Source organism: Halomonas sp. NPDC076908 (assembly GCF_050269715.1).
Taxonomy (GTDB): Bacteria; Pseudomonadota; Gammaproteobacteria; order Pseudomonadales; family Halomonadaceae; genus Vreelandella.
This window is the reverse complement of record NZ_JBNNIW010000022.1, coordinates 24,801-49,536: the sequence shown is the minus strand read 5'-3', so window position 1 is coordinate 49,536 and position 24,736 is coordinate 24,801. Positions and strand designations below refer to the sequence as shown.

The 24,736-nt window shown below is 53.5% G+C and carries 28 protein-coding genes; 8 read left to right on the top strand and 20 right to left on the bottom strand.

Annotated elements, in window-relative coordinates:
- Window positions 1-15 precede the first annotated feature (15 nt).
- From ACQKE4_RS13505 to ACQKE4_RS13490, 4 genes are all read right to left on the bottom strand, one after another.
- Window positions 16-906, bottom strand: a complete 891-nt coding sequence (locus ACQKE4_RS13505) for a metal ABC transporter permease (RefSeq protein ID WP_427388899.1) — start codon at window positions 904-906, stop codon at window positions 16-18.
- Entirely contained in the window at window positions 890-1,624 is a 735-nt protein-coding gene (locus ACQKE4_RS13500; protein WP_427388898.1) for a metal ABC transporter ATP-binding protein, read from the bottom strand. Before ACQKE4_RS13500 ends, ACQKE4_RS13505 begins: the two co-directional genes overlap by 17 nt.
- Complete coding sequence (locus tag ACQKE4_RS13495; protein WP_290840271.1) at window positions 1,621-1,770, bottom strand: hypothetical protein; 150 nt, start codon at window positions 1,768-1,770, stop codon at window positions 1,621-1,623. Before ACQKE4_RS13495 ends, ACQKE4_RS13500 begins: the two co-directional genes overlap by 4 nt.
- 167 nt (window positions 1,771-1,937) lie before the next feature.
- Window positions 1,938-2,633 carry a hypothetical protein gene (locus ACQKE4_RS13490; RefSeq protein ID WP_427388897.1) on the bottom strand — a complete coding sequence of 232 codons (696 nt, stop codon included), beginning with the start codon at window positions 2,631-2,633 and terminating at the stop codon, window positions 1,938-1,940.
- 157 nt (window positions 2,634-2,790) lie between these two features.
- Between ACQKE4_RS13490 and ACQKE4_RS13485 the strand changes: the two genes are divergently transcribed.
- On the top strand, window positions 2,791-3,054 hold the full coding sequence (locus ACQKE4_RS13485) for a hypothetical protein (RefSeq protein ID WP_427388896.1): 264 nt from the start codon (window positions 2,791-2,793) through the stop codon (window positions 3,052-3,054).
- 242 nt (window positions 3,055-3,296) lie between these two features.
- Here the strand turns inward: ACQKE4_RS13485 and ACQKE4_RS13480 are convergent, their stop codons facing one another.
- Both ACQKE4_RS13480 and ACQKE4_RS13475 read right to left on the bottom strand, forming a co-directional pair.
- Window positions 3,297-3,620: a hypothetical protein gene (locus ACQKE4_RS13480; RefSeq protein ID WP_427388895.1), complete on the bottom strand. Its 324-nt coding sequence runs from the start codon at window positions 3,618-3,620 to the stop codon at window positions 3,297-3,299.
- A gap of 30 nt (window positions 3,621-3,650) precedes the next feature.
- Window positions 3,651-4,637: an alpha/beta hydrolase gene (locus ACQKE4_RS13475; protein WP_427388894.1), complete on the bottom strand. Its 987-nt coding sequence runs from the start codon at window positions 4,635-4,637 to the stop codon at window positions 3,651-3,653.
- 166 nt (window positions 4,638-4,803) lie between these two features.
- Here ACQKE4_RS13475 and ACQKE4_RS13470 point away from each other — a divergent pair, with 166 nt between their 5' ends.
- Window positions 4,804-5,832 carry an acyltransferase family protein gene (locus ACQKE4_RS13470; protein ID WP_427388893.1) on the top strand — a complete coding sequence of 343 codons (1,029 nt, stop codon included), beginning with the start codon at window positions 4,804-4,806 and terminating at the stop codon, window positions 5,830-5,832.
- 63 nt (window positions 5,833-5,895) lie between these two features.
- Here the strand turns inward: ACQKE4_RS13470 and ACQKE4_RS13465 are convergent, their stop codons facing one another.
- A complete protein-coding gene (locus tag ACQKE4_RS13465) occupies window positions 5,896-6,519 on the bottom strand; it encodes a hypothetical protein (RefSeq protein WP_427388892.1) in 624 nt (207 codons plus the stop codon).
- A 529-nt stretch (window positions 6,520-7,048) separates the two neighbouring features.
- On the opposite strand from ACQKE4_RS13465, the gene glnA reads away from it, so the two are divergent.
- The 4 genes from glnA to ntrC all read left to right on the top strand — a co-directional run bounded on the left by glnA (window position 7,049) and on the right by ntrC (window position 11,857).
- Complete coding sequence (gene glnA, locus ACQKE4_RS13460; RefSeq protein WP_427388891.1) at window positions 7,049-8,455, top strand: glutamate--ammonia ligase; 1,407 nt, start codon at window positions 7,049-7,051, stop codon at window positions 8,453-8,455.
- Between the two features lie 160 nt (window positions 8,456-8,615).
- The gene (locus tag ACQKE4_RS13455; protein ID WP_427388890.1) at window positions 8,616-9,134 is read left to right on the top strand and encodes a DUF4124 domain-containing protein; all 519 of its coding nucleotides are present in this window, start codon (window positions 8,616-8,618) and stop codon (window positions 9,132-9,134) included.
- Between the two features lie 241 nt (window positions 9,135-9,375).
- Entirely contained in the window at window positions 9,376-10,437 is a 1,062-nt protein-coding gene (gene glnL / locus ACQKE4_RS13450; RefSeq protein WP_427388921.1) for a nitrogen regulation protein NR(II), read from the top strand.
- On the top strand, window positions 10,430-11,857 hold the full coding sequence (ntrC, locus tag ACQKE4_RS13445; RefSeq protein ID WP_290840223.1) for a nitrogen regulation protein NR(I): 1,428 nt from the start codon (window positions 10,430-10,432) through the stop codon (window positions 11,855-11,857). The genes glnL and ntrC overlap by 8 nt, the downstream gene beginning before the upstream one ends.
- 2 nt (window positions 11,858-11,859) lie before the next feature.
- Here ntrC and ACQKE4_RS13440 read toward each other — a convergent pair whose 3' ends face one another.
- The 4 genes from ACQKE4_RS13440 to ACQKE4_RS13425 form a co-directional block, all read right to left on the bottom strand.
- The gene (locus ACQKE4_RS13440) at window positions 11,860-12,714 is read right to left on the bottom strand and encodes a ChaN family lipoprotein (RefSeq protein ID WP_427388889.1); all 855 of its coding nucleotides are present in this window, start codon (window positions 12,712-12,714) and stop codon (window positions 11,860-11,862) included.
- A 22-nt stretch (window positions 12,715-12,736) separates the two neighbouring features.
- Window positions 12,737-12,910, bottom strand: coding sequence for a DUF6435 family protein (locus ACQKE4_RS13435; protein WP_427388888.1), 174 nt, complete (start codon window positions 12,908-12,910; stop codon window positions 12,737-12,739).
- Between the two features lie 75 nt (window positions 12,911-12,985).
- Window positions 12,986-13,516 (bottom strand): YqiA/YcfP family alpha/beta fold hydrolase, encoded by a 531-nt coding sequence (locus ACQKE4_RS13430; RefSeq protein WP_427388887.1) that lies wholly within the window; start codon window positions 13,514-13,516, stop codon window positions 12,986-12,988.
- Complete coding sequence (locus ACQKE4_RS13425) at window positions 13,513-13,653, bottom strand: entericidin A/B family lipoprotein (RefSeq protein WP_427388886.1); 141 nt, start codon at window positions 13,651-13,653, stop codon at window positions 13,513-13,515. Before ACQKE4_RS13425 ends, ACQKE4_RS13430 begins: the two co-directional genes overlap by 4 nt.
- 683 nt (window positions 13,654-14,336) lie before the next feature.
- On the opposite strand from ACQKE4_RS13425, the gene ACQKE4_RS13420 reads away from it, so the two are divergent.
- Window positions 14,337-14,522, top strand: coding sequence for a hypothetical protein (locus tag ACQKE4_RS13420; RefSeq protein ID WP_427388885.1), 186 nt, complete (start codon window positions 14,337-14,339; stop codon window positions 14,520-14,522).
- A gap of 100 nt (window positions 14,523-14,622) precedes the next feature.
- On the opposite strand, the gene ACQKE4_RS13415 is transcribed toward ACQKE4_RS13420, so the two are convergent.
- The 3 genes from ACQKE4_RS13415 to ACQKE4_RS13405 all read right to left on the bottom strand — a co-directional run bounded on the left by ACQKE4_RS13415 (window position 14,623) and on the right by ACQKE4_RS13405 (window position 17,860).
- Window positions 14,623-16,080 carry a sodium/glutamate symporter gene (locus ACQKE4_RS13415; RefSeq protein ID WP_427388884.1) on the bottom strand — a complete coding sequence of 486 codons (1,458 nt, stop codon included), beginning with the start codon at window positions 16,078-16,080 and terminating at the stop codon, window positions 14,623-14,625.
- Between the two features lie 114 nt (window positions 16,081-16,194).
- The gene (locus tag ACQKE4_RS13410; RefSeq protein ID WP_427388883.1) at window positions 16,195-16,734 is read right to left on the bottom strand and encodes a phosphatase PAP2 family protein; all 540 of its coding nucleotides are present in this window, start codon (window positions 16,732-16,734) and stop codon (window positions 16,195-16,197) included.
- A complete protein-coding gene (locus ACQKE4_RS13405) occupies window positions 16,697-17,860 on the bottom strand; it encodes a glycosyltransferase family 4 protein (protein ID WP_427388882.1) in 1,164 nt (387 codons plus the stop codon). Before ACQKE4_RS13405 ends, ACQKE4_RS13410 begins: the two co-directional genes overlap by 38 nt.
- 228 nt (window positions 17,861-18,088) lie before the next feature.
- On the opposite strand from ACQKE4_RS13405, the gene ACQKE4_RS13400 reads away from it, so the two are divergent.
- Window positions 18,089-19,798, top strand: a complete 1,710-nt coding sequence (locus ACQKE4_RS13400; protein ID WP_427388881.1) for a bifunctional metallophosphatase/5'-nucleotidase — start codon at window positions 18,089-18,091, stop codon at window positions 19,796-19,798.
- 23 nt (window positions 19,799-19,821) lie between these two features.
- Here the strand turns inward: ACQKE4_RS13400 and ACQKE4_RS13395 are convergent, their stop codons facing one another.
- The 6 genes from ACQKE4_RS13395 to ugpE all read right to left on the bottom strand — a co-directional run bounded on the left by ACQKE4_RS13395 (window position 19,822) and on the right by ugpE (window position 24,734).
- A complete protein-coding gene (locus tag ACQKE4_RS13395) occupies window positions 19,822-20,190 on the bottom strand; it encodes a DUF1428 domain-containing protein (RefSeq protein WP_427388880.1) in 369 nt (122 codons plus the stop codon).
- Window positions 20,187-20,564 carry a YciI family protein gene (locus ACQKE4_RS13390; RefSeq protein WP_427388879.1) on the bottom strand — a complete coding sequence of 126 codons (378 nt, stop codon included), beginning with the start codon at window positions 20,562-20,564 and terminating at the stop codon, window positions 20,187-20,189. The genes ACQKE4_RS13395 and ACQKE4_RS13390 overlap by 4 nt, the downstream gene beginning before the upstream one ends.
- Entirely contained in the window at window positions 20,561-21,406 is an 846-nt protein-coding gene (locus ACQKE4_RS13385; RefSeq protein WP_427388878.1) for a YciI family protein, read from the bottom strand. The genes ACQKE4_RS13390 and ACQKE4_RS13385 overlap by 4 nt, the downstream gene beginning before the upstream one ends.
- Window positions 21,407-21,486: 80 nt before the next feature.
- The gene (locus ACQKE4_RS13380; RefSeq protein ID WP_427388876.1) at window positions 21,487-22,716 is read right to left on the bottom strand and encodes an RNA polymerase sigma factor; all 1,230 of its coding nucleotides are present in this window, start codon (window positions 22,714-22,716) and stop codon (window positions 21,487-21,489) included.
- Window positions 22,717-22,834: 118 nt separating this feature from the next.
- Window positions 22,835-23,890 carry a sn-glycerol-3-phosphate import ATP-binding protein UgpC gene (locus tag ACQKE4_RS13375; protein WP_427388874.1) on the bottom strand — a complete coding sequence of 352 codons (1,056 nt, stop codon included), beginning with the start codon at window positions 23,888-23,890 and terminating at the stop codon, window positions 22,835-22,837.
- Window position 23,891: 1 nt separating this feature from the next.
- Entirely contained in the window at window positions 23,892-24,734 is an 843-nt protein-coding gene (ugpE, locus tag ACQKE4_RS13370; protein WP_427388873.1) for a sn-glycerol-3-phosphate ABC transporter permease UgpE, read from the bottom strand.
- Window positions 24,735-24,736 lie beyond the last annotated feature (2 nt).

Below are 24,736 nucleotides of genomic sequence, written 5' to 3'. Positions count from 1 at the left end.
ACCTAAGTGCGAAAATTAAGACCCCTGCTCAACAGCCAGCGGCGTTGTTTTTCGCCACAGCTTGGCTGCCAAGCTGTGGTAACGACCAAACAGGGCCGATAACAGATACCCCACCCCCGCCAGCAGAATAATGCTCGGGCCAGAAGGGATATCCAGATGAAACGAGAGCAGTAGGCCGCCAGTGCTCGATACCATGGCCAGCACAATCGCGATGCCGATCAAGCCCTCTAAGCGTTTGCTCCAAAAGCGCGCCGAGGTGGCGGGTAACATCATCAGGCCCACCGCCATTAGCGTGCCCAGGGTTTGAAAACCGGCGGTTAAGTTCAGCACCAGCAGCCCTAAAAATACGCTGTGTACCCAGCCGCTGCGGCGACTTTGACCGCGCAAAAACAGCGGGTCTAAGCACTCCACTACCAAGGCGCGAAATACGATTGCCAGGGTCAACACAATCAGCGTGCTGATACCGGCGATCAGCAGCAGCGCGGTAGAGTTGATCGCCAGAATCGAGCCAAACAGCACGTGGGTGAGATCAACACTGCTACCACCCAATGAAATCAGCATTACCCCGGCGGCCAGCGAAATAATAAAAAAGCTCGCCATGGCGGCATCTTCTCGCTGGCCGCCCATTTTCGACACCGCCCCCGCCAGCAGCGCAACCAGTAAGCCGAACAGTACCCCGCCAATGCTCATTATCGGTAGCGAGAACCCCGCTAGCAGAAAGCCAAGTGCCACGCCGGGTAGAATCGCGTGAGCCATGGCGTCGCCAATCAGGCTCATGCCGCGCAGCACCAGAAATACGCCTAACGGAGGAGCGGCCAACGAAAGCGCCAAACCACCCACCACCGCCCGGCGCATAAAGCCGTACTCGAACGGGCTAATAAACCAGGCATTAAGCAGATCCCACATGGCGGCCTCCCAAGCTAAACGGCACCACTTGGGCGGGTGCGTGTTGATGGGTAAGCGCGCTGGGCGCCACCCAGCGGCCATGGCCGCCGTTTAGCATCAGCACTTCATCTGCCAGACGACGCAAATGATCCATATCGTGGAGCACCACAATAATCGTCGCACCGTCGTCTGCCATCTGGCGCAGGATGCGGATCAGAATATCCACGGTTTCGCTATCCACGTTGGCAAACGGTTCATCGAGCAGAAGCAGCTCAGCTTCCTGCATTAGCGTGCGGCCAATGAGTGCACGCTGGCGCTGGCCGCCGGAAAGCTCGCCCAGCGGGCGGTGGGCTAAGTGCGAAATGCCCAGCCGTGCCATAATCTCGCGGCCTTTGCGATAGTGGCCCGCACAGTAGCCGGTTAACGCGCCATGGCTGGGCCAACTGCCGGTCATCACTAGCTCTTCCACGCTCATGGGGAAGGTCAGGTCTAACGCTAACTGCTGGGGTAACCACGCCCGGCGCTCTTTGGCGACGGTGCACACCACTTCGCCGCTGATAGGCCGCAGTTCGCCCATAATCGCTTGAATCAGCGTGCTTTTGCCGGCGCCGTTAGCACCAATCAGTGCGGTAATCGCTCCCGGTTTAAAGTCGCCTTCGATATGCTCCAGCACCGTGCGACGCGCCTGGGCCAAGTGCAGATTGTGCAGCTGTAGGCGTGATAAAGAGCGCTGACTCATCTCAACCACCCACCAGCCCAAACGACTAACACCCAAAGTGCCAGTAGCGGCACGGCAACAAACAGCAGCCGTTTAACAGCCGACAGTGACATCAAGGAGAAGTGACAAGGACCTTCCTTGTTATGGCGGTGCGTATGCTCACTCATCAAGCGGCCTCGTGTAATATCAAATAGGTTATAACATAACGTTTGGCAAAGCCAAAAAATTGCTGGATATTTTACGCGTTCACGCCGCGCTGGCAATGATAAAGCGCTGGAGGCAAATCGCCCTCAGCGCTCTAGAGGAATAACGAGAAAAGAAGGAGCTAAAAAAATCAGTAGCGCCAGGTAGCACCCAACTGCTGGGGCGTCACATGCAGCGCATATTCACCGGGAATCGTCATCGGCCCCAGCGAAAGGTTAGCGGGTTGGAAGCGGTTGATGGCTGATGATGCCTGATTCGGCTGCGACCAAATTTGTAGCTCGTTCACCAGCATGCCGGTGGCAAAGTTAATCGCACCATCGCTTTCCCGGCCATCGGCGGCAATCACCACACCCGCCACGCCATTCACCACCAGTGAGCTCACGCGGGCACCCCAACCACGACGCTCGCGCTCCGCCTGGGCAAGCTGCAAGCCAAGAGCCTGCACGCCACTAAGATCGCCGCTGGCTTTCAAACGCTCATATTCCGCCAATGCCGCCGGGTGCGGCTGGCGATCCGTCAGCATGCCGCCCAATGCCAGCGCCGACTTCACCACGCCTACCCGTGCATCAAAGCGGTCATCCGGATTGCTCGCCTCGCTCGATTGGTAAACATTCACCGCAAGGCTGGCGCCATAAATACCGGTCCAACCCATCTGCCAAATATTGGCATGGCGCGCACCGTTCTCAAATACATCATTGTATTCACGCCACTGCACGCTTGTTTGATTCTGATTTTGTGAATGCGTTTGTGCCTGGGCTTGTAAAGAGAAAGGCAATGTGATCACCAAGGTGGTAACCAACGCGGCAAAAAGACGAAAAGCATGCATGGTGAAGTTGCCTATAAAGGGGAGCAATAGCGCTAAGCGTAGCACGGAGTGAGTAAGTCGTTAGCGTGGAAAAAGGGTCAGCTAAGTATGACTAAGGTCAATAGCGTGATGGAGTAAAGAATGGTTAGATGGAGGAAACGATAACCAGGAGCGCCGCATGGATGATTTTTCGCCCAACGATTTAAAAACCATTCTGCATTCCAAGCGCGTTCGCTGCCGCCCAGGCAGCTCAGAAATGGATAGCATCGTGGGATCGGCACAGGGCGTGGTTCGCTGCCGCCCAGGCAGCTCAGAAATACGCCCACCAAGCCGCGATGCTTTGCCAAAAGTGCGCTGCTGCTCAGGTAGTTCATGCCTAGATTTAAGATTGTGCCCTTGGCACCGCTGCGCTGACGTTACTCGGAATGTGCATGATCTGTAAGAGATTCTACATAGGAGGCTTTTAAAACTTCGATAAAGGTTGGCGCTAGCTCGATGTTGTACGCTGCCGCGCAGGTAGTGATTGCTAGTTTTAAGGTATGTGGCTTTGGCACCGCTGCGCTAGCGCTACTTGGAATATGCTTGAACCGTAAGCGTTGGTAACTATGCATTTGTTTTTGAAGCGCTTACTAAAAAGCCACCGCAGTGGGTGGCCCTTGGCTGTATTGGTTACAACGCTTTTGATTAATCGTCTTCTTTATCTTTCTCTTCTTTCGGTGGGGCTTCCAGGGCGCGTTTGTCGTCGGGGAGTCTTACGATGTGGCCGACTTCAAGCTTTTGATAGCTTTTTTGTCGTCCGCCTCGTGAATCAATAATAGCGACGACTTCACCGATGCTGACGGCGTCATCTTCGCGGTAGGCCTGTACTTTGACGCGCACGGTGGCGCGTTGATAGCGCGCAGAAAGTATGTCGCCGGGGCCGGGTTGGCCGTGGTGGTGCGGGTCTTTTTTAAAGTGCTCAATAACGCTGGCGCTACCGGGGTCGTCCCATTCGATATGTTGATGCATCGCTGTCTTCCTTGTCGTGATGGGGTTTGTTTAAGTGTAGTGCGTTTCGCCACTGTTGGCTGTATCCGTGCGCGCAGCGTCAGTACTTTCTGGGCGGTGTTGATGGCCGATATGCTGAAACATGAAATTTAACGCGGCGGGTAGGCTGGCGCGCCATACTTGCCAGGTGTGGCCGCCGGGGTAGAGGTCGAGGCGCACGGCATCGGGCTGAATGCGTTCCATGGCTTGGCGCAATAGCCGGGCATGGAATTCTGCGTCGTAAACGTCGCTACGCCCGGCGCTGATATACAGCGGTACGTGGGGAGCGTCTGACTGTTCTTCCGGGCCTCTAGGGGTAACCAGGAAGCGATACTCTTCTAAGTGAGCGGTGTAGTTTAACGACGCCCACAGCCCGCGGTCGAACTGACCTTGCTCGTTAATAAATGCGGGATGGCGCCATGCGGAGGAGTTGCGCGGCGGTAAAGGGGCGTAGCTGGCGGGGCTTAAGGCAGCTACGGCGGCGAATAAGTCAGGCCGCTCTAACGCAAAGTTAAGCGCGCCGAAGCCGCCTGCGGAAAGCCCTGCTACACCACGCAGATGGCGCTCCTGGCCTACATGATAAGTCGCTTCCACGTGGGGCATTAGGTCATCGAAAAATGCGCTGCGGGCGGGCTCATTATGACCGTCCACCCACCAGCTACGACTACCTGGCATAATATAAACTGCTGGTGGAATGTGGCCAGCGCGAATTAACCTGTCTGCCACTTGCTGCAAATTGCCCCGTGAAACCCAGTCGCGATCAGTCCCAAATGAGCCGTGTAGCATATAAATGACGGGGTAGGCGTCTGTCGCTTGGGCGTCATATTGATCAGGTAAATAAACGCTGTAAGGGTAGTCGTAACCTAGCGTTGGTGAGAAAAACTGGTGGTGCTCAACCTCGCTGGCCATGCTGTGCCCACTGAGTGCTAGCCACCCAATGAGCGTCGTTAGTAACACGTTAAATCGGTATGAGAAGTGCGGCAGCTTGGGTTTGAACACGTTTCCTCCGGGAATTAAAACTGTTCAATGGGGTCGGACAACGCGACGGCGTTAGATGTTCATCATAGCTATTCAGGATAGTCTTTAAGAATAGTCCGTAAGAGTAGCCCTTAAGAATAACCATACAGAATAACGACGGTTAGGTTATGGGGCGGCGGGAGGCCTAATGCGGAAAGTTGAAGAGATCTACTGGTTACGTGCTTACGGCTGTATGGCCGTTTTTTTATTTCATCTGCTTGATCATGTGAATCAGCGTGTTGATAACCTAGTCACCGATTTAATGCGGCTGCCGCTGGTGCTAGGCACCCCCATCTTCCTGTTTATCTCTATCTTCGTATTCGCTGTTCGCTACGATAAATCTGTCCCAGAGGGCTTCCTCACCCAGCGCGTGAAGTACGTGATGGTGCCTTACTTTGTTTATGGATTTATTTATTCCACGGCGGAGTGGGTGCGTTTACAAACCACCGATGAACCGGTGGGATTTATTGCCAACGCGATTGAGTATTACGTGTATGCCGGCTGGCATGGCTATTTCTTAATCATTGCGATGCAGTTTTATGTGGCTTATTGGCTATTTACCCGCTGGCAGCTGTGGCGTTTAAACCCCGTGCCGTGGCTGTGGGGTGCCTGTGTTGTCAGCATGGCGTATTGGAGCCTTGCTTACTGGTTCAATGTGGATTGGCCAGGCTACCTACTATGGATCGCACCGTTGGGATGGGTCTATGTATTTTTCCTGGCCCTGGTGCTGGTGCGTTACTACCCGCTAGCACCGGAAAGCGTGCTGGCGGAGCGGCCTGTCTGGATGCAGCAGATGGCAAGCCCAGGGTGGCTTGCGCTATTTGTGGCACTGGTGATTGGGGCAACCTTTGCAGGCTGGCTGGCGTTCTCATCCAAAGAGGTATGGGTTATCCCGTTCTTTGTTTTGTTTACGCTCTGCGCCATGCGTTATTTAGCGGGGCGTCCTGCGCCGCTGTGGGTGCGCCAAGTAAATGCTTATTCATTTGGTATTTATTTGGCGCATCCGATGTTCTTTGTGCTTGCCGATTTAGCGGTCGCGCCCTTGTCACTGCCCATTACGTTGTATGCGTTCGTGCTTATTGTGGTGGGCGTAGCAGGGTCGGTAGCGCTTAATAAGTTGGCAAATACTTTCACACTAGGCTCAATGCTTTTTGGCAAGCGATTGAAAGTCGCTTAGGTTGGGGAAGAGTGCTAGCCGCTGGGGTTTTGTTGCATGTCAATAATAGTAATAAAGAATACGTTACAGCCGCGGCGTGTAAGCACTCTGCGAAACGCTAACCCGGGCATCGCTGGCGGTATCATCCACTTCTCTCAGCAGTTGGCCATTGTAGCTTTTCAGGCGTGTTGAGCAGGCGTGTAAGCGCTGCAGAAAATCTTTGATAGCATTAAGCTCGTCTAACTCAGGGTCAAACCCGCCTAATCGTTCAAACCAGGCCCGCCTAACGGCAATGTAGGGCGGCAGTAGTAGTGCGTTTGCCAGCAAACGACGCAGGATACGCTCCGTCAAGGTGGGTTTGGCAAGACCAATCGTAATGACGTCAAGCATGTAGGCATTCAATTGCGGATAGAGTGAGCCCCATAGGCTGGCCGGCAACGGTTGTTTTTGCAGTGCGATGATTAGCCATTCAGCTTGGCTTTTAAAAGCCGCTTGGTTAAGGCGAGCGCCCAGCGATTTAGTAGGGGTAATTAGGCAATGGGTATGGTAGCGCTGCTCAATTAAGGTTAAGCGTACATGCGGGCGAGTGCCGGTAACCAAAATGGGAAGTAAGTGATCGGCAATGCCGGACTCCCGTATGGACTTTAAATGGCGTGGCAGCATCGCACCCGTCACCATGGCATCAATGATAAAGCAAACCGATCCCATTGTTGGCTCCAAATGTGAACTAATCTAACATAATGTAATTTATTGTAGTATCTGGTTTATTTGGGTAGCAAGTAAAAGTTTGCGAGCAAAAAACGTGCGTTCAACGTTTTTTATGCACTTATTTAATGCGTTGGTAATTATTTTTGTTCTTTTTTGGTGCATTGGGCGATATTTATACGCCTTCCCGGCGCTAGCAAAGGGGCTATGCCTCATCAGGAGGCATGAGGATCTATTTTTTTACGTTTTAAAAACAATTAGTTGTTGTTTTTTTATACCATTATGGTGCAGTGTTGGCATGCTCTCTGCATTGTATTCGGCAGCGGCTAGCGGGTCGTCGGCAGAAGCCTTGCGACGTGCTAAAACGATAGCCGGTCTGAAATGCTCGCTGAGCGATTTGTTCATTAATGTCAGCAAACGTTGAGCGAACGAGAAATGACATGCGTGTGGTTTACACGTAATTTGTCGAACAACACTTTTATCGGTAGCTTACAGTCGTTAACTTTAAGCCACGCTCATACCGGAGGACACTATGTCAGCCAAGACTCTCGCGCTAATTGAAGAACATGATGTTAAGTGGGTAGACCTGCGTTTCACCGACACGCGCGGCAAAGAGCAGCACGTTACCGTGCCTGCCCGTGACGTAAACGAAGAGTTTTTCGAAAACGGCCAAATGTTCGATGGCTCTTCCATCGATGGCTGGAAGGGCATCAACGAATCCGACATGATTCTGCGTCCAGAGGACGGCTCTGCCTACCTCGACCCCTTCACCGAAGACGCTACGCTGGTACTGCGCTGTGACATCATCGAGCCAGCCACCATGCAAGGCTACGATCGTGACCCGCGCTCTATCGCTAAGCGTGCAGAAGCTTACCTGCAGTCTACTGGCCTAGGTGACACCGCATTCTTCGGTCCTGAGCCTGAATTCTTTATCTTTGATGAAGTACATTGGAAGAGCGATATTCAAGGCTCCATGTACAAAATCACTTCTGACGAAGGCGCTTGGGCAACCGACAGCCGCGTTGACGGCGGCAACTTAGGCCACCGTCCGCGTCTGAAAGGCGGTTATTTCCCCGTACCGCCGGTCGACAGCTTCCACGATATCCGTGGCGCTATGTGTAACACTCTGGAAGCGATTGGCCAGACTGTGGAAGTTCATCACCACGAAGTTGCCAACGCTGGTCAGAACGAAATCGGCGTTAAATTCAACACGCTGGTGAAGAAAGCTGACGAAGTTCAGGAAATGAAGTACGTGATCCACAACGTGGCACACGCGTATGGCAAAACAGCGACCTTTATGCCGAAGCCGCTGGTAGGCGACAACGGTTCTGGTATGCACGTTCACCAGTCGTTCTGGAAAGGTGGTGAAAACCAGTTTGCCGGTGACGAGTACGCTGGTCTGTCTGAAATGGCGCTTTTCTACATTGGCGGCATCATCAAGCACGCCCGTGCCTTGAACGCCTTCACTAATGCTTCTACGAACTCGTACAAGCGTCTGGTGCCTGGTTTTGAAGCGCCGGTAATGCTGGCCTACAGCGCGCGTAACCGCTCTGCTTCGATCCGTATTCCTTACACTGCTAGCCCGAAAGGCAAGCGTGTAGAAGCTCGCTTCCCTGATCCGACTGCCAACCCTTACCTGGCATTCTCTGCCATGTTGATGGCGGGTATCGACGGCATCAAAAACAAGATCCATCCTGGCGATGCCATGGACAAAAACCTGTACGACCTGCCGCCAGAGGAAGGCAAGTCAGTACCAACTGTGGCGCACAGTTTGGATCAAGCACTGGAAGCCCTCGATGCTGACCGTGCGTTCTTGACCGAAGGTGGCGTGTTCACCGACGACATGATCGATGCTTACATCGAACTCAAAATGGAAGACGTTGAGCGTATTCGCATGACGACTCACCCGATTGAGTTTGATATGTACTACAGCTGTTAATCAGCGCTATTCACCCCAGGCTGTTACTATCAGCCTGGCGGCGGTAATAGTAGTAATAGTGTTAAAAACCCCGCTTCGGCGGGGTTTTTTCGTTGTAGGAGGCAAGAGAGTGGTGAAGAGCACTATGGGTAAGATAACCACATTAAAGGTAAGTGGAGTAATGGCTGTCGTTGTGAGTGTTTGGTTCGCTGGTAGTGCGGCAACCGCTACCGCGCAAACGGTCTTCCGCGTAACTGATGAGCACGGCAACGTGACCTTTACTGATAACCCTGGCCGCGGCGGTGAAGTATTAGAGCTTGCCCCATTACCCGGCCTACCGCCTGCGTTAAGGGCTACCATGCCCAGCCATCAAACGACCACGCCTGCCGCTGAGCGGCCGCGTGGCAGCCCTGGGCAGCCCTTCATGCCCTATGACCACTTTACGATTACGCTGCCCCAGCAAGGCACACAGTTGCAAGAGGGGATGACCGCCGTGGAAGTGTTGATTGCACCACCGCTGCGCGAAGACCATCAGGTGCGGCTTCTAGTAAATGGTGAAATCAGCCAGACCGCTTTGCACAGTGATGTTTTTTGGTTAACAGGGCTCACGGCGGGTCGGCATGAGCTTCAGGCAGAGCTGTTAGATAGCAGACAGCGTTTGCAGCACCGCTCCGTGCCGGTGACGATTACCGTTCACTAAAAGATTTTCCGCCTGTTTTAAAGACGGCTTTAAAAAACGTCATGCACTAAAATAGTGCATTGGTGGGCGCATTTGATGCGGCATGTGCGCTAAAAAGAATCACCTCCTCCCTTTGGTTTGCCCGCAAGCCGTGCAAATAAGCATTTATGCGTAATTGGCGCGCTTTTTGCACTTCCCTCACTGATCATCTACCTGTAGGTCTGAAACGGCGATGGAAGACGCAATTTCACAGGACGACACCATGCAGCAGCGCTTGCTTGAACATCTCACTACGGCGGTATTGCTGCTCGACGGCGAACTGCGTGTGCGCTGGATGAACCCTGCCGCCGAGGCGCTGTTAGCGGTTAGCCTTAGCCGGGTGCAAGGCATCAGCCTGGATACCTTGCTCGGCGGTGATGAAAGTATCGACGATGTGTTGGCCAAGGCGCGGGATGCGTTTCACCCTTACACCCAGCGTGAAGCACGTATTACACCGCTCAATAGTGAGCCGCTTACGGTCGATTACACCGTCACGCCACTCTCTGAAAATGAACTGCTGTTAGAAGTGGAGCCCCGCGACCGGTTGATGCAGATCTCCCGGGAAGAGGCGCTGACCACCCGCCAGGAGACCATTAAAATATTGGCCCGCGGGCTCGCCCATGAAGTTAAGAACCCCCTCGGCGGGATTCGTGGCGCCGCCCAGCTATTAGAGCGGGACTTAGACGATCCTGCGCTGCGCGAATACACCCATATTATTGTGGAAGAGGTGGATCGGCTGCGGGATCTGGTGGATTCCATGCTCGGCCCTAACCGCATTCTTAAGCACGAGCCCGTCAATATTCACAGGGTCTTGGAGCGCGTGCGGGCGCTGTTAATTGCCGAACACCCCTGTATTGAAATTAGCCGCGATTACGACCCAAGCTTGCCCGATCTTTCGGGTGATGAATCTCAAATGATTCAAGCGGTGCTCAACGTGGCTCGCAACGCAGTACAGGCCATGAGCGATGCGCAAACCCCTGAGCCTCTTTTGATATTGCGTACTCGTGCCCGCCGTCAATTCACGTTGGGCGCTGAGCGGCACCGGTTAGTCAGTGAGGTCGCGGTCATCGACAACGGCCCCGGTATTCCCGATGCGCTGCAAGAAACACTCTTTTATCCCATGGTGTCAGGTCGGGCAGAAGGCAGCGGCCTTGGGCTATCTATCGCCCAGTCGATTTTGCACCAACATCAAGGACTGATCGAATGCGATTCACGAGCCGGACATACCGAATTTCGTTTACTGATTCCATTGGTATTAATTTTACCGGAGAAGCGTCATGACTGAGGCTACACGTACAGATGTGGCGCGGGTGGTCATTGTCGATGACGACCGCGCTATTCGCTGGGTGCTGGAGCGCGCATTGGCGCAACCCGACCTTGACGTTGAGTGTATTGAACGCGCCGACATCGCCCTTGCACGCTTGCTAGAAAGCCCGCCAGATGTACTAGTTACCGATATCCGCATGCCCGGCATTGATGGCCTGGATTTGATGTCAAGAGTACGCGAAGTACACCCTGATTTGCCCGTTATTGTCATGACGGCGCACTCTGATTTAGACAGCGCAGTGGCCTCTTATCAGGGCGGCGCGTTTGAATACCTGCCTAAGCCGTTTGATGTCGATGAGGCCCTTGCATTGGTGCGCCGTGCGGTGGCTCACGCCCGTGAGCGCCAGCGCCCAGTGACGGTGCCGGAGGGTTTAAATGCCGAAATAATCGGTGAAGCGCCTGCCATGCAGGAAGTGTTTCGCGCCATTGGCCGTCTTTCCCACTCGCATATTACGGTATTGATCAACGGCGAGTCGGGGACCGGTAAGGAGCGCGTGGCTCAGGCGCTTCATCAACACAGCCCGCGCTCGGGTAAGCCGTTTATTGCCTTGAACATGGCGGCTATTCCTCGGGATTTAATTGAGTCTGAGCTGTTTGGTCATGAGAAAGGTGCCTTTACCGGTGCTGCCCAGCAGCGCCAAGGGCGTTTTGAGCAGGCTAACGGTGGCACGCTGTTTTTAGACGAAATAGGCGATATGCCAGCGGAAACTCAAACCCGCCTGCTGCGGGTGCTGGCCGACGGTGAATTTTATCGTGTTGGTGGTCATACGCCGGTAAGAGTCGATGTGCGTATTATCGCGGCCACCCACCAGAATTTAGAGGTGCTGGTAGACGATGGTCGCTTCCGCGAGGATTTATTCCACCGTTTAAACGTTATTCGTATCCACCTGCCGAAGCTCGCCGAGCGGCGTGAAGATATTCCGCGCTTAACCCGGCACTTTTTAGCCGAAGCGGCGAAAGAGCTCACCACGGATATCAAAGTACTGACCAGCGAAGCGGAAGCGCATTTGACGCGTTTACCATGGCCCGGCAATGTGCGGCAGTTGGAAAATATCTGCCGCTGGCTGACCGTCATGGCGTCAGGACGTGAAATCCTGGTTGAAGATCTACCGCCTGAGCTGCGCTCGCAGAGTGCCTCTGAAAGCAGTGCCCATGGTGACTGGCGTACCGCCTTCCGTGATTGGGCAGATCATGCCTTAGCGGAAGGGCATACGCATCTGCTGGAAGAGGCCGTACCTGATTTCGAGCGGATCCTGATCGAGACGGCGTTGAAGCATACTGGTGGTCGTAAGGGGGAAGCCGCCGAATTACTGGGTTGGGGGCGCAATACATTAACGCGTAAGCTGAAAACGCTGCTGCCCGCACTGGCCGACGATTAGCGCTATTCGTTGGCGAGTATAAACACCGCATCGGCCAATGGGGGGTCGGGCAGCGGGCAGTCATTTTGCTGCCAAGGGAGCAGGCTAAACGTTCGTTCAATACCCATGGCTGCAAGCTGATGAGGAACGCCATCATTATAGGTAATGTGGCCTAGCCCCATTAATCCGACAGCGAAGGCGCCGCCTTTGGCGGCTTCGGCCAAGCGCTGAGCCATGGCGACATCCCAAGTGAGCTGCGCTTGAATAAAGCGCTCAAGCATGTCCGGATCGTCGCCCATATCGTGTTGATTAAACACGTCGGTGAGGCGTGTTTGATAAGCTTCGCTAGCGGGGTGGGGTCGCGGTATGGCATAGCGCTCTTCAGCGGCCACTGTCTCCCAGCCCTCATTCACCAATTGTTGGCGCAGGGAAGCATCAATATTCAGCGCGATTAACGGAATCTGCGCCATTTTGGCAAACGTCAGTATTGGCATATAGAGATCAGGATCAAATCCCCATACGTCATTCCAACGGGTTTGTTCCAGGAGCGTAGGGGCGTCGATATCGCCCGCGACCCAAGCATCAAGGGCAGGTTGGGCACTGCGCGGCAGCATCTCTAAACCAATCACCATATCGTCACGTAACGCATGCAAACCCGCCAAGGTATGCAACTGCCAGCGATGATGGGCCAAGCTGTCATGTTGCTCGCCGAGCAGCACTACTTGTTGCTGGGAAGCTGTGTTTAGCAGCTCGCTATTGGTCAGCGGTGCTTGTGCTTGCCACCATTGACCAGGTTGCGGGCAGCTCGCCAGGGCTAGCGTTGGCAGCGACAGCAGGGTCGCACAGAGAGTTGCACAGAGATAAGCGCAACTCGTCATGACTGGTTTCGCGCTCAGCAGGCTAACCTGTCGCTTCAAGATGTTTAATCTCAGCCAAGATTGCCTCAGCTTCTTCGGTAAGTGTGGCATTGGCGCGCATATCACCATTGCGAGAGGCTTCCATTGCGGCTTGAAGCTTGCGTTCGTAATCCTGCTGTAGTTTCTTTTTAGGGTCGCGCTTAAACATGCCAAACATGAGTCATCTCCTTCGCTATGGATACTATTTGTAAGATTTTGTGTGCTCATGTCGAATGTTTGATTTAGCCTTCGCTTAAGGGGTGTATTCACTCGGTGCGCTGCATTGGCGTAAAAAGCGCTCAAAATCAAACAAGATGGTGTCGAGACTGTTATGCAGCCGATGATCGTCATTGACCATACGTAGCGATAATCGCTGCAAACGGGCGCGTTCGATTACCGGTTCTGGAGAGACAACATCGTCCCCCCAGCCGTGAATGATATGCGTATGCACTGCCTGGATAACAGGAGAAGACTCAGGGTACGCGGCTAAACCTAGAGCGGGAGCCAATAGAAAACAGCCCAGTACGGGCTGTCGAGCACTGACGGCCGCGCTTAACCAGCCGCCTAAGCTTGAGCCCGCAAAGACGCACTCGGCGGGTTCGTCGTCGCGTTGGGCTAACACCTCAAGCAAGTGTTGCAGACGCTGCTGAGGCTCTGCCATGCCCCGGTAGTCCATCACTACCGGTTCGCAGTCATCTAATTTCTCGGCGACCCCTTTGAGTGCCTGGATTTTTAACGCGCCAGGCCCGCTCTCTAATCCGTGAGATAAATATACGGTCATCATAGATAAGAATCTGCAGAGCGCTGAACAGCCTCGCCTCCTTGTTCAATATCTTTCCCCGCGCCTTGAATGGTATTACAGCCGATAACCAGCAGCAGTGTCATCAGCATCAGTAGAGAAATGGCAAGCGAGCGTTTCATGGGGCCTCCTTGAAGGCGAGCAACGACAGGACAGGTTTGTGCTTTGCTGAGGCAAAGTGGGGTTACCAGTAAGCAAAATAATCCTTGTGAGCGCGTTTCGCCATTACATCAGTACAGAAATGTGCCCTTTTGCCGTGTGCTTATGTCGCATGTGCCAGTTCTATACATCTGTGCGCATGGTTTATAAGACTCTGTTACGCCATGGCTGTTTTCCTAACATTTTGTTTTTAAATGTTTTGTTTTTTATTTTTGGTATGTTGGCCCACCGCCTGCAGGTATCTAGTTGTAATAAGTTGACAGCAACAGATAAACATCCACTAATCGGTAATAAATAGTTAGTAATATAGTTAAAAGTCAGAGTTACTGGTCAGCAACGTAAATGATTAAGTAACTGAGTGAGTGGGCAGACAGGCGAATTTGGAAGGCAAGGAGCCGGGTAAATGACAGGGTGTTAAGGGACAATTTGCCCACTCACTGGTTGCAGCGCATGGAGGCGCTGTTCATCAAAATCAGGGAATGTGTCCGATGCAAAACAACCATCTCATGAAAATGAGATGGTTTTTTGCGTATTTATTTTTTAGTTAACTATTTAATATATAAAGTTATTCTATGACAAAGTACCTATTGCATAGTCTTTGAACAGATTAAAACAGTGTTTTGGTCTATCCTTTGATGACACCAAAATGCAGCGGCTAGAAAACGCTAACGTGCAGCCGCAAATGATCAGGGACAAGATTATGGCAATGGCATTGATGTTATGCATGTTTGTGTTGTTCTTGGGGTTCTCGGGTGTGGGGGTGTATATGATGTTTAAGACATCATTTATGGCGGGAATAGATGAACGCGATGATATGCCACCTGATATGTAAATAGATGTTATATAAATAAAAATCGCTAAAAAAATCTTTGAAAACGCCCGCTATGCGGGCATTTTTGTGTTGGTGCTACGGTGATTAATTAAAGCGAATGTTATGATTTTTTGTCCCACCGGCCTTTGCCGCGGTCGGGCACCATGCGGCCGAAATAGAGCAGCCCAAACACAAGCCAACCCACTGTTAAGCAGGCGGCAAAAATCAGCACTGCCAGCGCGCCAAACTCGGCAATCAGCGGTAAAGCCGCGGCCGTGAAAAGCCCCCCACCCACAACCGGTTCGAACATCAACTGCTTGTAACCAAAGCTCTCAAGCGCACCGGATTTGTTCTTAGGGTCGGCCATGCGCATCAGCAGTAGGCCGGTAACGGTGACGCCCATCGATTGGCCAAAATCACCGACCCCCCGTTCAAACCAGTTTTCTGGTATCACCCGTGGGGCGATCACGATCAGCACGAACAAGCCCCAGGCAATACCAGCGACAGCGAGTAGCAAGAAGGGTAGGAAATACTCGCCCAAGGTAGTCAGTGAGAGAGTGGCAAGCGCGGCGACTATCGTAAAATCCAGCGCGGTGCCGGCAATTCGAGACATAGTGCGGCTAGACACATGATGCTCTAAGCCAAACCGCATCACTATCAACTGCACAATGACCCCGCCAATCATCGCGAGGGGAAATAGCGGTACATAAGCAAGGATTTCTAGCCCGCCATCCCGTGCCCAGGTCACTTGTTCAATCCACTGTAGGCCTGAAAGAATCAGCCAGCCGATCACAATGGCGATACCTACTAAACCAATATGTAGGCTAAGTGGATCAGTAGTGCCTGCCTCTTGTATGAGGTCTTTCTTAAATTCGCTAAACTCTTCCGTGGAGGGGCGCTCATCCTCGCGTATCAAATCATCCGGTTCCTCTGACGTTGAACTCTCGTCGCTGAGTTTGACGATTCCACGGCGCGCAGCAATATTGATCAGTATGGTACCAATCAGTACCCCTGAGACGATGCCGACGGTTGCCAAGCCCAGCGCTAAGTCTGCCCCCTCTTCAAAGCCCAAATCCGCGAAGGTGTCGGCCATACCCGCCGCTGTGCCGTGGCCGCCTTCAAAGCCAATTTCAATTAACGCGCCGACCATTGGGTTCATGTTGAACACTGGTACGAGCACCAGTAGCGCCAAGCTTAACCCGACCACATACTGCCCCCATGCCATGGTTTGCCCAACCACCACCTGAGGCCCGGCGCGTAACCAGATCGTACGTAGCCCAGGAATGGCTTTACCGATAAATAGCGCCGCGAAGACCACATTAATCAATAGACCAGGTAGTGCCGACCAGCTCTCCTGCACATAGGCAGGAAACAGCCCAGGGCTCTCTTCAAAGATAGTCGGCATGGCGCGGCCAATAACATCGGGGCCCATGAGTAGGAGTAGTAACCCACCAATTACCGAGCTGGGTAGAAATAGACGCCTTAACCAAGGTAGCCATAGCCGAAGGGCATTACTGGCTAATAGCACGAGCGCAATGGTTACCAGCGCCACAAATAGTTCACCAACCGTCATGGTCATTACATCACTCCCTGATGTCTGCTTATCGCCAAAAGGGCTAAGCGGGGTATTATAAAAATGACAAGATTGGTTTAAAAATAGCGCCTCGTGACTTATTTCGCGAAAAAAGAGCGTTCATCCCATCCAGTAAAGGCTGGCTAAGGCAAAGGCATAACCCAAGGCAGCGCCTGCCAGCACGTCACTGACATAGTGCAACCCCAGGCCTACGCGGGAGACGGCAATCAGAAGGGTTAGCGGCAAAATTATAGGGAGTAGCCAGGGAGTGTGGGCAGCGACTAATACGCTAAACATCACCGCATGCATGGTGTGGCCGCTGGGGAAGCTGTAGCGATCCCGTGCCGGTTCGCAGCACTGAATCCCTTCACTGTAGGTAATAAAAGGCCGTTCGCGGCATAAGCACGTTTTAAGTAGCCGATAAACCCCAATGGCAAACAAGGCGATGACGCTGTACTGCATGACGCGCCAAGCTCCCTCGGGTTGAAGCCATGGCTGGGCCAATATCAGCAACACCCAGACCGGCCAATCACCTAAACGGCTGGCCGCCTGCAAAGTAATGCGCCAGGGGCGGTAAAGCGATAGCCGCGATATACGCTGGCAGAATTGCCACTCAAGCAGGTCAAGACGGTCGAATACCACAAGCGGGCGTGGGCGCATGATGAGCCTCCAGGGCTTGGTGAAGATAACGCAAAAACTGCTCGGCAATGCCTATCCAGCTTTGTTCAAGGGCACGTAGCCGTGCCACACGACCTAAGCGAGCGCAGTCTGCTGGGTATTGGCAAAGATCCACCGCTGCTTGTTGAAAGGCAGCGCTATTGCCAGCAGGTACGGTGATGCCGTTATACCCACTGTTAATAAGTTCGGCGCTGGCGGCGTGATCATAGGCCACCACCGCTAAGCCGCTGGCCATGGCTTCCGCCACTACGTTGCCCCAGGTTTCTGAAAGTGAAGGGAAGATAAATAGATCGGCACTGGCATAGTGTCGAGCGAGCGCCTCTTGTCCAACAAAGCCGGTGAAATGGGCATCGGGTAACGCCTTTTGCAACTGCTCTCGAGCGGGGCCGTCACCGACAATGACCTGGGCGATATCGGGCCGCACCTCACGCATGGCTTGAAGACTTTCCTGCAGCAACGTGAGATTTTTTTCTGCCGCTAAACGGCCAACATATAGCGCGACCGGTTGATGCTCGCCAACGCCCCAGCGCTTACGTAGCGCAGCATCTCGGTGCGCGGGTGAGAAACGCTCACCGTCCAGCCCACGGGACAGTACGTTGACGTCTCGAATACCCTGCCGCTGAAGCGTGGCGGCTTGTTGATGGGTAGGGACTAACGTTAAAGCGCAACCATTATGAAAGTAGCGTAGGTAGCGACGTGCCGTAGAAGCCAGCCACGCAACGCCATAGTCTTTACAGTAATGATCAAAATTGGTGTGCCAACCAGCCACTAGTGGAATATTCAGCCGTCGCGCTGCCTGGCGTGCCGCCCAGCCAAGCGGGCCTTGGGTTGCCAAATAGATCACATCAGGACGATAGACCCGCCAAAAACGACGTAGGGAGGCCGGTGTTGCCAAGCCTACTTGAACGTCGGTGTAGCCTGGCAATGCAAACCGCGTGACCTGAAGTTCATGGTTAATGCGGGAGGTGTTTCCGGCTACCCGTGGTCGTGGGCGAATGGCATCCACCGGCACTCCTTGCCGATTGAGTTCACAGCTTAACCGGCTCAGCGTATGGGCGACGCCGTTGATATCTGGTGACCATGTTTCACTAACGATGCAGAGGCGCATGAGCGATTCATCCCTTTATCACATTTAACGCTAGTGTGGGCGGCGAGAATGACACTGCCGAGTCAACTAGGTGAATATGTGATGACGGATTGGCCTTGGATGAAATAGAAGTAACTCTCATGAATAAATACGTTTATAGATTAAATAGCAGTTAAATATTAATTATATAAATTGGGTATAGTAAGCAGTGTTGATGCAACACTCCTTTTATAAGAATGTTTTGAACTCATGAGTACGTTGCTTTTGTTCACGCTAACGGTGAACTACGACATGGACATGAAAGGAGTCATCAAGATGCGTTTTAATCGCTATGGCATTGTGCTAGGAACAGCTTTATTCATCACCGTTCCCCCTGCACTGGCTGATAATTTCACCCTGACGCTGTTTCACACCAACGATCTCCACGGGCGCACTGATCAGTACCCGCTGTTAATCACCACGCTCAATGAAGCCCGAGAGCGGTATGGCGAAGGGCTGTTGCTGGAAGCGGGCGATATCTTTTCAGGCACGCTCTACTTCACTGAGTTTCAGGGTCAGGATGCCCTCGAATTTATGCATTTAATGGGTTACGACGCCTTTGTGCCGGGTAATCATGAGTTTGATTTGGGTGACCCGGAAGAGGGGCATCAGGCATTAGCGGCATTTTTTGCGGGTGCAGACTTTCCCATTTTAGGCGCCAACCTGGATTTCTCAGCGGCTCCTGAGTTTGCTGACAGGCTAGGCGAGTCAATGAGTGCAGAACCCCAGGCGGGAGGTCTCTATGACGGGATTATTGTGGAGCACAATGGCGAGCAGATCGGCATTTTTGGATTAAGCACCCAGGATAGCGAAACGATCTCAAGCCCCGGTCAAATAACCATCAGCGATTATCGTGAAGCGGCTGAAGCCATGGTGGCAGCGTTTGAAGAGCAGGGTGTCAACAAGATTATTGCCCTCACCCACCTTGGTTATGACAGCGACCCCAGTGTGGGTAACGATCTGCTGCTGGCAGAGCACGTTGAAGGCATCGACATTATTATTGGCGGCCACAGCCATACTCAAGTTTCGCCACCTACGTTGCTCACCGAAAACAGCACCGGTGAAACGCTAACACCCACGGTCATTGGTCAAGCGGGTGAATATGGGCAACACCTCGGCGTGATGCAGGTGACCTTTGATGCCGATGGGGTGGTGGTTGATGTCAGCGGTGAGCTGCTTGCTGCTGACGAGCGCGAGGCGGATTCTGATGCAGTTGAGCGGCTAGCGCCTTATACCGCCGCGATTAAAGAGTTACGCGATACCCAGGTGGGCGCCAAAGTGATCTCCGCGCTACCCAACCCGCGCCACGGCAGCGGCGATGAACAGAGTGTGCGTGCCAATGAAACAGCGCTGGGTAATTTAATCACCGATGCTCAACTGCATGCTGCGCAGCAAGTGGCACCCGACACAGTAATGGCGATCCAAAATAGCGGCGGTATTCGGGAAGCGATTGAGGTAGGCGATGTGTCGGTGGGGGATCTAATCGCCGTGCAGCCGTTTGGCAATCGCTTGACGCTACTTGAGGTCACTGGTGCCGAGCTTCTCGAAACCTTTGAAATTGCCTTGGCTGACGCACCTGCTGAGAACGGTGGGTTCCTGCATGTTTCTGCAGGGGTTGAGTTGGTGTATGACAGTCGCAAGCCAGTAGGTGAGCGCGTCATCAGCTTGAAAATAGTCCAGGAAGGCGCGATGCAGGCCATTGATGCGGAACGCACCTACACCATCGCCACCAACAACTTCACCGCGACCGGCGGCGACAGCCATGCAGTGCTAGGTGCAGTTTACGACGACGGCCGCAACACTATTGTGGGTAATACCGATTGGGAAATGCTGCGCGACTATATGGTCGAGCGCCAAGAGATCTTCTACAAAGCAGAAGGGCGGATGAGTGATGTGGCGGCCCAGCAGGATACGGAGTAAATCTCTGGGCCGCTTATAGCGCTTTACTCATTAATGATGCTGGTAAAACCACCATAAATAACTCGTTTGCCATCAAAGGGCATCGGGTTAGTCTCCATCTGGAGGCGAGGGTCTTGCATCACCTTTGGCATGGCGTCATCGCGCACTGCGCGCGATGGCCACTCAATCCACGAAAAAATAACCGTCTCGTCATCCTTGCGCTTCACTGCCATGGTGAAAGAAGTGACTTCCCCTTCGGGTACGTCGTCTCCCCAGCACTCCACCACACGCAGCGCGCCGTGCTCCTTAAACACCACGGCGGCGGCTCGGGCATGTTCTAGGAATTGGGATTTATTGGCGTTGGGTACTGCTGCAACGAAGCCATCGACATAGGGGTAGGTGGCGGTGTTCATGGCATTTCTCCTGTCTCTGTTTTGGGGGGAAGTTCTCGCACGGGGCGCACCTCAATACTGCCAAGCCGGGCGGGTGGGATGCGGCTGGCCAACTGCAGCGCTTCGTTTAAATCGTGGGCTTCCAGCAGATAGAAGCCTGCCAACTGCTCCTTGGTTTCCGCAAAAGGGCCGTCGGAGATTAGCGTCTCGCCATCGCGCACGCGCACGGTGGTCGCCGTTTCTATGGGTTGCAGTGGTTGACCCGCCAAGTAGTTGCCTTGAGCGGTTAATCGCTCCACACCGTTAATGCACTCCTGGTTGAGATCGTGCCACTCCTGTTCGCTCATCGCATTAATAAGCTGTTCCTGGTAATACACCAGCGCAACGTACTTCATGGATTACCTCCTGCATTTTCCAGTGGGCAGTGTTCCGTCGATACATTGATCATCCACTGAATGCCAAAGCGATCGGTGGCCATGCCAAACCCCGCTGACCAAAAGGTAGCTTCAAATGGCATGATGATTTTCCCACCTTCCGTCAGACGTGCGAATGTTGATGATGCTTGCTCAATATCTTGGTACTCCAACTGAACCTGTACGCCTTGAGGAGGCGTGTAGGCCTCGGGGGACATATCGGCACCCATCAAGCGTCGACCACGTAAGTTAAGCGAGGCATGGATGATGCGGTCATGCAGTGTCGGTGATGTATGTTCGGCTGCGGGTGTTTCTGCATAGGTCAGCAGGCACTCTAATTGACCGCCGGTCACATCAGCATAAAACTGCATGGCTTCTCGGCAGGTGCCGGGAAACGCTACATGAACGTTCATCGCATCGGGCACCTGGGCATGGGAGCGATGCTGCTCGAGTCCGGCGCCGGGCTCGAAGTCTTCCAGCGTGTAGTAACGCCGTAGCTCCAGGGTCACGTTGCCATCGGCATCCATGATTGGCCACTGCTGTGCCCACCCTATAGCAGCTTCTAGAGAAGGGGCTTCGAGCACACTGTAGCCAGCGATACGCTCACTTGGGGGTGACAACGGGCCGGGGATGATAGTAGGAGTGCCATGCTCGAAACGAATCAGGCAGCCGTCACTCGTTGGACGTAAGCCGCTGCCGCTGATTAATACGCCAGCTTGCATCATGCGCTCGTTATAGGCAGCCATGGCAGCGAGCATTTCCTGTGACGGTAGCGCTCCGTTTTCGGTGGTGTCATCGGCACGCCGTATCAACATAAATTTCATTGAGAGTCTCCTTCCTGGTGATGGTGGTTACTCTCTAGTCGTTTGGCGTGCTCAAAAATCGACAGGCTCGCATATTTTTTTTATAGCGATGTTTCCAATTCGGTTAGGCGGCTGAGAAGGAAACGTTTTTCTGCGTCTTGGGTGGTTAATGCCAGTGCTTTTTGATAGGCGCAGCGTGCTGCCTCATACTCGCCCTGACGACGTAATAAATCCGCCTGCGCTGCATAAAACAGATGATAGTGGGAGAGTCGTGGGTGATTGGCGAGCTCGGCGAGCAAGTTCAGCCCGGTTGCCGGGGAGTCATGCATGGCAATAGCTACTGCCCGATTTAACGTCAAAATCGGCGACGGATAACGTCGGCATAAGGCGTCGTAGAGCCTAACAATGCGCGCCCAGTCGGTTTGCTCGGCGCTGCTGGCCTGGGCGTGAACGGCGGCAATGGATGCCTGAAGGGTATAGTAGCCAAGCGGTGTTAATACCAATGCCTGTTCGAGCCATTCGATGCCTGCGCGAATCTCGGTCTGGTGCCAGAGGCGTCGATCTTGGTCCTCCAGCGTTACCAGCTCGCCGAGACTATTCTGGCGTGCATCTCGGCGGGCATTATTGAGCATCATCAGCGCCATTAACCCAAACACTTCGCCCTCAGGGAGAAGTCTTGTCAGCTCTTCGCCAAGCCGCACGGCTTCACGGGTCAGGCTAATATCAACTACTGCGGTGCCCATGCTACTTGAGTAGCCTTCGTTGAAAACCAAGTAGATCACCTGGAGCACATCTGGAAGCCGCTCGGGCAACACGTCCGGCGCGGGGACAGCGTAGGGTATATACGCATCGCGAATTTTACGCTTAGCCCGCACAATACGCTGTGCCAGCGTAGAGGGTTTCATTAGCAGAGCGCTAGCCACCTGTTCGGTGGTTAGGCCGCACATCTCGCGCAACGTCAGCGCAATGCGGGCTTCTATGCTTAGGCTTGGGTGGCAGCAGGTGAACAGCAGCCGCAACGAGTCATCTTCGATAACAGCCTCGTCCAGCTCCAATGTTTCTTCAATGGGTAGTAGCAAGTGTGCTCGGCGGCGAGCAGTGCTGCGCTGACGAATTTGGTCGATCCCACAGTGATAGCCGGTACGAATCAGCCATGCTTGAGGGTTGTCAGGTTTACCGCTCACAGGCCATTGCTGAACCGCCGCAACGAAAGCTTCCTGCATGGCTTCTTCGGCAAGTTCAAAATCTCCCAGCAACCGAATCAGTGTCGCCTGCACACGCCTAGCGTGGTGACGGTAAAGGGTGTCCAGTAAAGAGGGAGTAATACTCATGGCAAAAGGCCTATGCGCACCTATTAAGTAGGTAGGTACAGGAGAGAAGAGTCACGTTAACTTTCTCAAACGTAGTCTATGAACCCTCTGTTTACGTACTATTTTATACGTGATTAGTTTAATTCACGGTGCGCTTCCCTGTGGCGCTATTAAAAGGATGCAGTGCGTCGCGGGTCACGTAGAACCGCAAGATCTCGCCTTCGGCGACGGGTGGCTGGCCTGACACGCGGATAACGGTGGGTTGGTCGCTATCGGCGAGATTAACGTACAGGTGGCTTTCGGCGCCGGCGGCTTCAAATAGCTGTAGGGTTGATTCAACGATTAAATGCGGGCCTTCTGGTGGGGCTAAGTGCATATCATCAGGGCGAATGCCGACGATATCGGTGCCATCAGGCAGGTTATCCAACAGGCCGTTAGCGCCGCGAGCGTGAAGGTACTCGACTGGCACCATATTCATGGCGGGGGAGCCGATAAAGCCTGCTACAAACATGGTAGCTGGACGGGCGTAGATCTCCATAGGCGTGCCCACTTGCTCGATTTGCCCCGCATTCAGCACGACTAAACGGTCGCCTAAGGTCATCGCTTCCAACTGGTCGTGGGTCACATACAGGCTAGTGGTTTTTAAACGCCGCTGAAGCTGCTTGATCTCAACACGCATCTGTACGCGCAGTTTGGCATCCAGGTTGGAAAGCGGTTCATCAAACAGGAACGCCGCTGGTTCGCGCACCAGGGCACGGCCCATTGCCACCCGCTGGCGCTGTCCACCGGAGAGCTTGCGCGGTTTGCGCTCTAAAAATTCCTCTATCTCAAGCATCTGGGCGGCAATGCGCACGCGCTTTTCAATTTCGTCTTTCTTAAAACCACGATTTTTCAGACCATAGGCAAGGTTGTTGTACACCGTCATATGCGGGTAGAGCGCATAGTTTTGGAACACCATGGCAATATCGCGCTCGGCGGGTTCAAGCTTATTGACCACACGGTCGCCGATTTTAAGTGCTCCTTCAGTGATGGTTTCCAACCCAGCTACCATGCGTAGCAGGGTAGATTTGCCACAGCCGGAAGGCCCGACCAGCACGACGAATTCGCCATCTTCAATATGCAGGTCAATGCCCTTTACCGCATTCACACAGCCTGCGTAGGTTTTCTTCAGCCCTTCCAAGGTAATGCTGGCCATCTTATTTCTCCGTCTCGGTCAGGCCTTTCACGAACAGGCGTTGCATAAACAAAATCACTAATACGGGCGGCAGCGCTGCCATGACCACGGCTGCCATGACTAATTGCCACTGAGGGTTCTCTTCAGAAGTCATACGCTGAATGCCCATCACAATGGTGTAGTAGTTGGGGTCGGTAGTAATCAACAGCGGCCAGAGGTACTGGTTCCAGCCGTAAATGAACATGATCACGAATAGCGCAGCGATATTGGTCACAGAAAGCGGCAGCAAAATATCTTTGAAGAATTTCAGCGGACCGGCACCGTCTACTCGTGCGGCTTCCAGCATCTCTTCAGGGATGGTCATAAAGAACTGGCGGAACAAAAACGTTGCCGTGGCCGAGGCAATGAGTGGGATCGACAGTCCGGCAAAGCTATTGAGCATTTTCAGATCCGCGACCACCTGAAAGGTGGGAATAATGCGTACCTCAACCGGCAGCATCAGGGTGACGAAGATCAGCCAGAAAAAGAACATCCGAAAACGGAAGCGGAAGTAGACAATTGCAAAGGCGGATAGTAGCGAAATCGATAGTTTGCCTACCGTAATTGCCATGGCCATGACAAAGCTGTTCCAGAGCATCTGTGCTGCAGGCAGTGCGCCGGCATGGGAAACCCCCGATTGCCACATGCGGGTATAGTTTTCGATGGCATGGCTGCCAGGCAACAGCGGTAGCGTGCCGCGCATCAGTTCTCCCGGTGCCTGAGTTGAGGCCACAACGGCGATGTAAACCGGAAAAACCACCAGCGCAACGCCAATAATTAATACGGTGTGGGCGAAAAAATTGGCCCAAGGGCGGTTTTCAACCATCA

Bases quoted from the DNA above. Each gene is read 5' to 3' on its own strand.
- ACQKE4_RS13505 (WP_427388899.1), bottom strand. From the start codon at position 906: ATGTGGGATCTGCTTAATGCCTGGTTTATTAGCCCGTTCGAGTACGGC.
- ACQKE4_RS13500 (WP_427388898.1), bottom strand. From the start codon at position 1,624: ATGAGTCAGCGCTCTTTATCACGCCTACAGCTGCACAATCTGCACTTG.
- ACQKE4_RS13495 (WP_290840271.1), bottom strand. From the start codon at position 1,770: ATGAGTGAGCATACGCACCGCCATAACAAGGAAGGTCCTTGTCACTTC.
- ACQKE4_RS13490 (WP_427388897.1), bottom strand. From the start codon at position 2,633: ATGCATGCTTTTCGTCTTTTTGCCGCGTTGGTTACCACCTTGGTGATC.
- ACQKE4_RS13485 (WP_427388896.1), top strand. From the start codon at position 2,791: ATGGATGATTTTTCGCCCAACGATTTAAAAACCATTCTGCATTCCAAG.
- ACQKE4_RS13480 (WP_427388895.1), bottom strand. From the start codon at position 3,620: ATGCATCAACATATCGAATGGGACGACCCCGGTAGCGCCAGCGTTATT.
- ACQKE4_RS13470 (WP_427388893.1), top strand. From the start codon at position 4,804: ATGCGGAAAGTTGAAGAGATCTACTGGTTACGTGCTTACGGCTGTATG.
- ACQKE4_RS13465 (WP_427388892.1), bottom strand. From the start codon at position 6,519: ATGGGATCGGTTTGCTTTATCATTGATGCCATGGTGACGGGTGCGATG.
- glnA (WP_427388891.1), top strand. From the start codon at position 7,049: ATGTCAGCCAAGACTCTCGCGCTAATTGAAGAACATGATGTTAAGTGG.
- ACQKE4_RS13455 (WP_427388890.1), top strand. From the start codon at position 8,616: ATGGCTGTCGTTGTGAGTGTTTGGTTCGCTGGTAGTGCGGCAACCGCT.
- glnL (WP_427388921.1), top strand. From the start codon at position 9,376: ATGCAGCAGCGCTTGCTTGAACATCTCACTACGGCGGTATTGCTGCTC.
- ntrC (WP_290840223.1), top strand. From the start codon at position 10,430: ATGACTGAGGCTACACGTACAGATGTGGCGCGGGTGGTCATTGTCGAT.
- ACQKE4_RS13440 (WP_427388889.1), bottom strand. From the start codon at position 12,714: ATGACGAGTTGCGCTTATCTCTGTGCAACTCTCTGTGCGACCCTGCTG.
- ACQKE4_RS13435 (WP_427388888.1), bottom strand. From the start codon at position 12,910: ATGTTTGGCATGTTTAAGCGCGACCCTAAAAAGAAACTACAGCAGGAT.
- ACQKE4_RS13430 (WP_427388887.1), bottom strand. From the start codon at position 13,516: ATGATGACCGTATATTTATCTCACGGATTAGAGAGCGGGCCTGGCGCG.
- ACQKE4_RS13425 (WP_427388886.1), bottom strand. From the start codon at position 13,653: ATGAAACGCTCGCTTGCCATTTCTCTACTGATGCTGATGACACTGCTG.
- ACQKE4_RS13420 (WP_427388885.1), top strand. From the start codon at position 14,337: ATGCAGCGGCTAGAAAACGCTAACGTGCAGCCGCAAATGATCAGGGAC.
- ACQKE4_RS13415 (WP_427388884.1), bottom strand. From the start codon at position 16,080: ATGACCATGACGGTTGGTGAACTATTTGTGGCGCTGGTAACCATTGCG.
- ACQKE4_RS13410 (WP_427388883.1), bottom strand. From the start codon at position 16,734: ATGCGCCCACGCCCGCTTGTGGTATTCGACCGTCTTGACCTGCTTGAG.
- ACQKE4_RS13405 (WP_427388882.1), bottom strand. From the start codon at position 17,860: ATGCGCCTCTGCATCGTTAGTGAAACATGGTCACCAGATATCAACGGC.
- ACQKE4_RS13400 (WP_427388881.1), top strand. From the start codon at position 18,089: ATGAGTACGTTGCTTTTGTTCACGCTAACGGTGAACTACGACATGGAC.
- ACQKE4_RS13395 (WP_427388880.1), bottom strand. From the start codon at position 20,190: ATGAACACCGCCACCTACCCCTATGTCGATGGCTTCGTTGCAGCAGTA.
- ACQKE4_RS13390 (WP_427388879.1), bottom strand. From the start codon at position 20,564: ATGAAGTACGTTGCGCTGGTGTATTACCAGGAACAGCTTATTAATGCG.
- ACQKE4_RS13385 (WP_427388878.1), bottom strand. From the start codon at position 21,406: ATGAAATTTATGTTGATACGGCGTGCCGATGACACCACCGAAAACGGA.
- ACQKE4_RS13380 (WP_427388876.1), bottom strand. From the start codon at position 22,716: ATGAGTATTACTCCCTCTTTACTGGACACCCTTTACCGTCACCACGCT.
- ACQKE4_RS13375 (WP_427388874.1), bottom strand. From the start codon at position 23,890: ATGGCCAGCATTACCTTGGAAGGGCTGAAGAAAACCTACGCAGGCTGT.
- ugpE (WP_427388873.1), bottom strand. From the start codon at position 24,734: ATGGTTGAAAACCGCCCTTGGGCCAATTTTTTCGCCCACACCGTATTA.